Origin of the sequence: Mesorhizobium sp. M7A.F.Ca.CA.004.04.2.1 (genome assembly GCF_004022825.1) — a bacterium.
In the GTDB taxonomy this organism is placed as follows: domain Bacteria; phylum Pseudomonadota; class Alphaproteobacteria; order Rhizobiales; family Rhizobiaceae; genus Mesorhizobium.
Map to the genome: position 1 here is coordinate 1 of NZ_RZPH01000175.1, position 8048 is coordinate 8048.

General features: G+C 61.6%; 7 protein-coding genes and 1 pseudogene. All 8 read left to right on the plus strand.

What is annotated here, in order from left to right:
- The coding region (locus EN893_RS10700; RefSeq protein WP_128361530.1) for an ATP-dependent DNA ligase at nucleotides 1-811 on the plus strand (811 nt) is incomplete at its 5' end.
- A gap of 106 nt (nucleotides 812-917) precedes the next feature.
- Entirely contained in the window at nucleotides 918-2672 is a 1755-nt protein-coding gene (locus tag EN893_RS10705) for a thiamine pyrophosphate-dependent enzyme (RefSeq protein WP_128361531.1), read from the plus strand.
- A gap of 96 nt (nucleotides 2673-2768) precedes the next feature.
- Entirely contained in the window at nucleotides 2769-3650 is an 882-nt protein-coding gene (locus EN893_RS10710; protein WP_127266686.1) for a cytochrome c oxidase assembly protein, read from the plus strand.
- A 151-nt stretch (nucleotides 3651-3801) separates the two neighbouring features.
- Complete coding sequence (coxB, locus tag EN893_RS10715; RefSeq protein ID WP_306244779.1) at nucleotides 3802-4878, plus strand: cytochrome c oxidase subunit II; 1077 nt, start codon at nucleotides 3802-3804, stop codon at nucleotides 4876-4878.
- The gene (ctaD, locus tag EN893_RS10720; protein WP_127266687.1) at nucleotides 4875-6815 is read left to right on the plus strand and encodes a cytochrome c oxidase subunit I; all 1941 of its coding nucleotides are present in this window, start codon (nucleotides 4875-4877) and stop codon (nucleotides 6813-6815) included. Before coxB ends, ctaD begins: the two co-directional genes overlap by 4 nt.
- A complete protein-coding gene (locus tag EN893_RS10725; protein ID WP_127266702.1) occupies nucleotides 6812-7414 on the plus strand; it encodes a cytochrome c oxidase subunit 3 in 603 nt (200 codons plus the stop codon). The genes ctaD and EN893_RS10725 overlap by 4 nt, the downstream gene beginning before the upstream one ends.
- Nucleotide 7415: 1 nt before the next feature.
- Nucleotides 7416-7757 carry a hypothetical protein gene (locus EN893_RS10730; RefSeq protein ID WP_127266688.1) on the plus strand — a complete coding sequence of 114 codons (342 nt, stop codon included), beginning with the start codon at nucleotides 7416-7418 and terminating at the stop codon, nucleotides 7755-7757.
- A gap of 20 nt (nucleotides 7758-7777) precedes the next feature.
- Nucleotides 7778-8048 (plus strand): annotated as a pseudogene (locus EN893_RS38615) (hypothetical protein); the annotation flags it as partial.

Sequence of the window (8048 nt, forward strand, 5' to 3'; positions counted from 1 at the left end):
AGAAATCACGGACATTTTGCGTGACCTCAAGCGCGGGCATTTCGTCCTCGACGGCGAGATTGTCATTGAGGTTGACGGTGAGCTTTCCTTCGAGGCGCTGCAGATGCGCCTTCACCCGGCACAAAGCAGAATCCGCAAACTGAGTTCGCAGACGCCTGCCAGTCTGATCCTCTTCGACATGCTTGCCAGGCCGGGCGGCGAGGTCATCACGGGCAAGCCACTTGTGGAACGGCGGCGAGCGATCGAGGACTTGGTGACCTCCTCGAACAGTCCAGATCTTCGCCTGTCGAAGTGCACTTATGATGCAGCCACGGCGGCTCGATGGCTACACGGCTCCGGCCATGCATCGACCGACGGCATCATGGCCAAAGTGCTTGATGAGCATTATCTGTGCGGCGAACGTGCGATGGTGAAGGTAAAGCCGAGGCGCACCGCCGATTGCGTTGTCGGCGGTTTCCGTTATCTCGCGGACAGTCGTGAGGTTGGCTCGCTGCTCCTCGGCCTCTACAATGACGACGGCAAGCTCGATCACGTCGGCTTCACGTCGACCATCGCCAGGACCGACAGAGGAGCGCTCACGCGCCGGCTGGAAGGGCTGCGGTCAGAGCCCGGATTCACCGGCAAGGCGCCCGGCGGCCCGAGCCGCTGGAGCACGGAGCGCAGCGGACAATGGGAACCCTTGCAGCCTGAACTGGTGGTGGAGGTCCGCTTCGACCACGTTACCGGCAATCGATTCCGCCACGGCACCAAACTGCTGCGCTGGCGCCCCGACAAGGCGCCACGGCAATGCACGTTTGAGCAGATCGAATAGACCGCTCCTGGAAGATCGCTTCCAGAAACCTGTCACGATTTATTGTGACGAAGGAACCAACTCGGGATTCACCGGTTCGGACACCATCCACCGGAGCTACCCCGACATGCCAAATGCAGCAGAAATTCTCATCGATACGCTCGTCGCCTGGGACGTGGAGGTGGTGTTCGGCTTGCCGGGAGACGGCATAAACGGCGTCATGGAAGCGTTGCGGACGCGGCGCGACAAGATTGCCTTCGTTCAGGTCCGGCATGAAGAGTCGGCTGCCTTCATGGCATGTGCGTATGCCAAGTGGACAGGAAAGCTGGGCGTGTGCCTTGCGACGTCCGGTCCCGGCGGAACACATCTTCTGACCGGCCTCTATGACGCCAAGCTCGACCAGGCTCCGGTGCTGGCGATTACGGGCATGCAGTTCCACGATCTGATCGAGACGTTCACGCAACAGGATGTCGATCTGACGCGCGTGTTCCACGATGTCTCCGTTTACAATGCACATGTCGCCGACGCCGCGCATATGGAAAACGTCGCCAGCCTTGCCTGCCGAACCGCGCTGGCGCGCAAGGGCGTCGCCCATCTTTCGATTGCCAGCGACATCCAGGAGCAGGAGAGCGATCCGTCGAAGCGCTCCAAGCGCAATCGCCCGGCGCACACGCCGCAGGATATGTTCGCCGGTCACAGCGTACCGCTGGAGGTTGAGCTCGACAAAGCCGCCGCCATTCTCAATGACGCTTCGCGGGTTGCGATCCTGGCCGGACGCGGCGCCATCGGCGCGGCCGCCGAACTCGAACACACGGCGCGACTGCTGCAGGCGCCTGTCGCGAAGGCCTTGCTGGGCAAGGCGGTGCTGCCGGACGACCATCCCTACACCACCGGCGGGATCGGCATTCTTGGAACCCTGGCTTCGCAAGAGGCGATGGAGAGCTGTGATGCGGTGCTGATTGTCGGTTCGACCTTTCCCTATATCGACTACTACCCGCAGCCCGGGCAGGCCCGTGGCGTCCAGATCGACTGCGATGCGCAGCGGATCGGCTTGCGCTTTCCGGTCGAGGCCGGCCTTGTCGGCGACGCGGCCGAGACATTGCGCGCGCTGAACCAACGTCTGACGCAGAAGCCCTCCGATGAGTTCCTGCACCGTTCCCAGGAGACCATGAGGAAATGGCGCGAGATGATGCGGCAGTCGGAAGACATGCAGGCGCAACCCTTGAAGCCACAGGCGATTGCCCGGGCGTTCGGACAACGGTTGGCCGACGACACGGTGCTGGCCACGGATTCCGGTCAGAACACGGAACTGGCCGCCCGCCATGTCGATCTTCGCAGCGGCCAGGCATTTGGGGTGTCCGGATCGCTGGCATCGATGGCTTGCGGTCTCGCCTACGCCATCGCTGCCGGCATCGCGTTTCCCGGTCGACCGATTGCCGCCATCGTCGGCGATGGCGGCTTTGCCATGCAGCTCGGCGAATTCTCGACGGCGGTGCGCTACAAGATCCCGCTGAAGGTTCTGGTGATCAAGAACAACATGCTCAATCAGATCGCCTGGGAGCAGATGATGTTTCTGGGGAATCCGCAATTCGGTTGCGAATTGCAGCCGATCGATTTTGCCATGGCGGCGGAAGCAATGGGCGCAAAGGGTTTTCGCATCGAGCGGGCCGATCAGATCGAGACGGTTCTCGACCAGGCTTTCGCCACGGAAGGCCCTGTCGTGATCGAAGCGCTGGTAGATGCGTATGAGCCGCTGATGCCGCCCAAAATGCCGGCAGATTACGCCAAGAACTTCCGCCAGGCCCTGCCGCGGACACCGGGACACGAACGCATAGAAGAAAACATCGCCCGGGAGCCGGCGAAATCGATGATGGACGCCTAGAGGCACGGAGGTGAGAACAGCGCCTCAGTGGCTTCAATCTGGATCTTTCCAGATGAACCGGAGCTCCGGTGCTCTTCCGGCTGACGGATGCGGATCATGAGCTTCGACGCGCTCTTTTCGACCTCGATCTGCTATGGCAACGGCGCCCCGCAAGCCGGTTGGACACTGGCGCTTCCCATCACATTGCCGCTCCTGGCAGTCGTGTCGCTCTATACAGCGGGCGCCAGCCGACTGTGGCGACGGAGCGGACGCGGACGCCGCTTGCGATCACGGCAGGCCTTCCAGTTTGCTGCCGGCTGGGCCGTCCTGGCGTTCGCCCTTGTAAGCCCGATCCATGCGTTGGGCGAACATGTGTTTGCGGCGCACATGATCGAGCATGAATTGCTGATGGCGGTCGCAGCGCCTCTGCTGGTTGCCTCCCGCCCGACAGCGGCGATGATGTGGGCACTGCCGGTACAGCTGCGCCAGATATTCGGAGCGGCCGGACATGCAAATACGCTTCGGGCGATCTGGGCGTTCATCAGCCGCCCTGTGGTCGCGACCGTCCTGCACGGAGCCGCGATATGGATCTGGCATGTCCCGGCGCTGTTCGAGGCTGCCCTCCAGCAGGGTTTCCTGCACTATGCCCAGCATGCGAGCTTCCTCGGTACCGGGCTATTGTTCTGGTGGGTGCTGCTGCCTCGCCCTGGCCGCGAGCACGCTTGCGGCAATGCGGTGATGCATCTCTTCTTCACCTCGCTCCACACCGGGCTGCTCGGGGTTTTGCTCGTCGTCTCGCCAAAGCTGTGGTATCCGGCTAATGCCGTCGGCTCGGATCTGTGGGGGCTCAGCCCGCTCGAGGACCAGCAACTTGCAGGCTTGATCATGTGGATTCCCGCTGGCCTGATCTATGGCGGAGCCGCACTGCTCTTGGTTGCTTTCTGGATTCAAACGAGCAGTCGGCGGCATCAGGCTCCCCAGGAGTTGCGCATCGTCTAACCCGCACCGCTTCACGTCGGTTTTCACCGGGCGGTGTTGCCAAGCATCCTTTTTCAGCCAGCTGCGTTATGGCCTTGGCAACGATGGTGGATCCTTCATGGCGAGGTGCATGAGTCCGTTGGCCCGCTCTCGCAGGCGGACATGACCGCAAATGTCGCTTGCCTTTACATGTCCAACGCAAATCCTGACTGGCATTGTTGCGGGAAAGGCTGCGCAACCGCGTTTGAGGTGGGTCAGCGCAGCGTCGATGTTGGTATTGGCAGGATGCGGCGATCGGCAATCGGCCCTCCATGCACACGGTGCGAACGCCCGGAGAATCCTTGATCTGATCTGGTCTTTCAGCGCAGTCGCGGCGGCCACGTGGCTGCTTGTCATGCTGGTCTTGGCGGCAGCGCTTTTGCGTCGCCGCCTCTCCGAGACAACGCGCTCGCCGCTTGAGATCGATTCACATCAGGAGCGCCGATTTACCCGCGCTGTCGGCAGCGCCGTTGCGTTGACCGTTCTGGTGCTCGTCATGATGACGATAGCGAGTTTTTTCGCCGGCAAATCCATTGCTTCGCTGAGCGGAACGGAAACGCTTGCCGTGCGGATCACGGGGCACCAATGGTGGTGGGAGGTCCGGTATGCCGGTAATGATCCCTCGCAATCGATCGTCACGGCAAATGAAATCCATGTCCCGGTTGGCGAACCGGTCAAGGTCGAACTCGATTCGCTCGATGTTATTCATAGCTTCTGGGTGCCGAACCTTGCCGGTAAGCGCGATCTCATTCCGGGCCGGCCAAGCCAGCTTACCCTCATCGCCGATAAGCCCGGCATCTATCGTGGCCAGTGTGCCGAATTCTGCGGCTATCAGCACGCCCATATGGCCATCACCGTCATCGCGGAAAGCCGCGAAGCGTTCGACGCATGGCAATCCAGGCAAAACGCCGTCGCATCCGCGCCTGGCGGCGAGGAAGAACGCCGCGGCCAACAGGCATTTCTTTCCACCGGCTGTGCGCTCTGCCATACGATAAGAGGCACGCCTGCCAGCGGAACGGTCGGTCCTGATCTTACGCATCTCGCCAGCCGACGTGCACTGGCCGCGGATACGCTGGCCATGACCCCTGGCGCGCTCGCCGCCTGGATTGCCGATCCACAGTCGATAAAGCCCGGCGCCAAGATGCCGCGCATTGCCCTTAGCGCCGACGATCTCAACGCGGTCGTCGCCTATCTCGGAAGCCTCGAATGAGCGGCATTGGGGGAAAGCCGGCCGAGCATACCCAGGAGGGCCTGAAAGGCATCCGTGACACCGGCCTCGAAGAGGTGAGACTGCGCGCCTTTCTGGCGCATGCCTGGCGAACGCCGAAAGGCTTCTACGGCTGGCTGGTCACGGTCGATCACAAGCTGATCGGACGGCGCTATATCGTGACGGCTTTCCTGTTTCTCGCCCTTGCGGGTCTATCAGCGCTCGCCATGCGTTTCCAGCTTGCCCAGCCGGAGGCCGGCCACATCGGCCCCGATCTCTACAACCAGCTGTTCACCATGCATGGCACGACGATGATGTTTCTGTTCGCCGTACCGGTGATGGAAGCTTTCGCCATTTACCTGGTGCCGCTGATGATCGGCACTCGCAATGTCGCCTTTCCGCGGCTCAATGCATTCAGCTACTGGGTCTATCTTTCCGGCGGGCTGATGATCTGGATCGCCTTCGCCTTCGAAACCGGTGCGGATGCCGGCTGGTTTTCCTACGTACCGCTCGCCGGACCCGAATATGGCATCGGCAAGCGCCCCGATTTTTGGGCGCAGATGGTGACCTACACTGAAGTGTCCGCGCTCGCGGTAGCGGTCGAGATCATCGCGACAGTGTTCAAACAACGTGCTCCCGGCATGTCGCTTGACCGCATCCCGCTCTATGTCTGGTCCGTCCTCGTCACGGCTTTCGTCATCCTGTTCGCCATGCCGGCCGTGATGGTCTCGAGCACAATGCTGATCCTGGACCGCCTGGTCGGCACGAAATTCTTCGATCCCGCTGCAGGCGGCGATGCACTGCTGTGGCAGCATCTATTCTGGTTCTTCGGCCATCCCGAGGTCTACATCATCTTCGTTCCGGCGACCGGCTTCGTCTCCGCGATCCTGCCGACCTTCGTTCGCCGCCCGATCTTTGGCTATCTCGGGATCGTCCTGTCGTTGATCGCGATCGGTTTTCTTTCCTTCGGCCTGTGGGTGCACCACATGTTCGCTACCGGCCTGCCGCAGCTCGGCGAAAGCTTCTTTACCGCTTCCTCGATGATGATCGCCATTCCGAGCGGCATTCAGATCTTCTGCTGGATTGCGACGATCTGGGGCGGCCGGCCGATCTTCGCCACGCCCATGCTTTTCGTGCTCGGCTTCATCTTCACCTTTGTGATCGGCGGCCTGACCGGGGTCATGGTCGCCTCGGTGCCGCTCGACCTGCAGGTACACGACACCTATTTCGTGGTTGCCCATTTCCACTATGTGCTGGTCGGGGGCGCCGTCTTCCCCCTGCTAGGCGCCGTTTACTACTGGTTTCCCAAGATCACCGGACGCATGCTGTCTGAGAGGCTCGGCCGCTGGAATTTCTGGCTCGTCTTCCTCGGGTTCAATCTCACCTTCTTCCCCATGCATATTCTCGGTCTGCAAGGCATGCCGCGCCGCGTTTATACGTATCCGCCGGCGAGCGGCTGGGGCGAGATGAACCTCTTCATCAGCCTCTCTTCACTGGTGGTGTTCGCCGGCTTTGCGCTTTTCTTCCTGAACCTCCTGCTCAGCCTTCGCAACGGCAGCATTGCCGGAGACAATCCCTGGGGCGCGAGCACGCTCGAATGGGCGACGACGTCGCCGCCGCCCTCCTACGATTTTTCGCGGCTGCCCGTGGTAACTCACCGCGAACCGCTTTGGGCCGAGCCCGATACGCTTCCCGTGGTCGAGGGTCTGCGTGTCGACGCACGCGAGGTGCTCGCCGGCACGGTCGCCGATGCGGTGCCGCAACTAAGGGTGCCATCGGCTGACAACTCGATCTGGCCGCTTCTGTCGGCCATTGCGGTGGGCGGTGCATTTCTCGGTTCGATATACACGCCATGGGCGGTGGTCTGGGGAGCGATCCCGGTTTCGATCGGCTTCATCTGTTGGTTCTGGCCGAAGGGCGAACCGGAGGACGAGGAATGAGGCACCGTCCCGTCGCCGGCGTCAGCCACCTGCCCACATATGATTTCGGGTCGGCGAGCCCGATGTGGTGGGGAACCCTTGCCTTCATTGCTCTCGAGGCAACAGGTTTTGCCTTGGCGATAGGCACCTACTTCTATTTGGCCGTGCTGGCCCGGCATTGGCCCATCGGAGCGCCGGCGCCAGATTTGCTGCCGGGCACGGCAGTGTTGATCATTCTGGTTGCGAGCGTCGTGCCCAACCACCTGATCGAGTTTTGGGCGCGTCGCCAGGACCTCGCGAAAGTTCGCCTTGGCATGGTCGTCATGTCGGTCGTCGGGATTCTTCCGCTGATCGTTCGCATCTGGGAATTTCCGGCTCTGCGGATTTCCTGGGATCAGAACGCTTACGGATCGATCGTGTGGTTCCTACTTGGACTGCATACCACGCATCTTCTTACCGATGTCGGCGACACGATCGTCCTGGCGGTTCTCATGTTCACGCAAAAAGGCAAGGCGGGCCGCCGCTTCAGCGACGTCTCGGACAATGCGTTCTACTGGGACTTCGTCGTCGTCTCATGGGTCGTGCTCTATCTTGTTATCTATTGGGCTCCGAGGATGTGAGATGCAGGCGATCCGTACCGGCGTTTCCTGGGCAGGCCTGGTCAGCGGGCCAGTTGCATGGGCAATAGCCCTGCAGCTCGATTACTCCATTGCATCCTGGCAGTGCCATGCCGGCTTTCGTCCCACTGCCTTGTTCTCATTGATAGGCGCCGCTGTCGCCCTGGCAGGCACGCTGCTGTCGTGGCACGCCGTTCATGACCGCGGACATGGTACGATCCCGCCCCGGAAGGCGCGCACGCGCGCGTTCCTTGCCAGGACTTCGGTGGGCATCGGGGCGCTGTTCACGCTCATCTTGCTGGCGCAAGTGGTGGCAGGGCTGATCTTCAGCGGGTGCGAATTGTGACGACGCCAAAGACGCGGAGATTGGCCATCCACCGCCGGTACGCGCTTTGGCCTGCCACGGGCATTCCATTTCCAGCCGTCATTTCTCGGTCGGTCGTACTCGTCTTGTTATCGTTGGCGGTTTGTACCGAGCTGCGGGCGAGCGAAATCCAGAGGGGTGAATATCTCACGCGAGCGGCCGACTGCATCGGCTGCCACACGTCCAATCCGAGCCGCCCCTTCGCTGGAGGCTATCGCGTGCCGACGCCCTTCGGCGATGTATACTCGACCAACATCACACCAGATCTCGAAA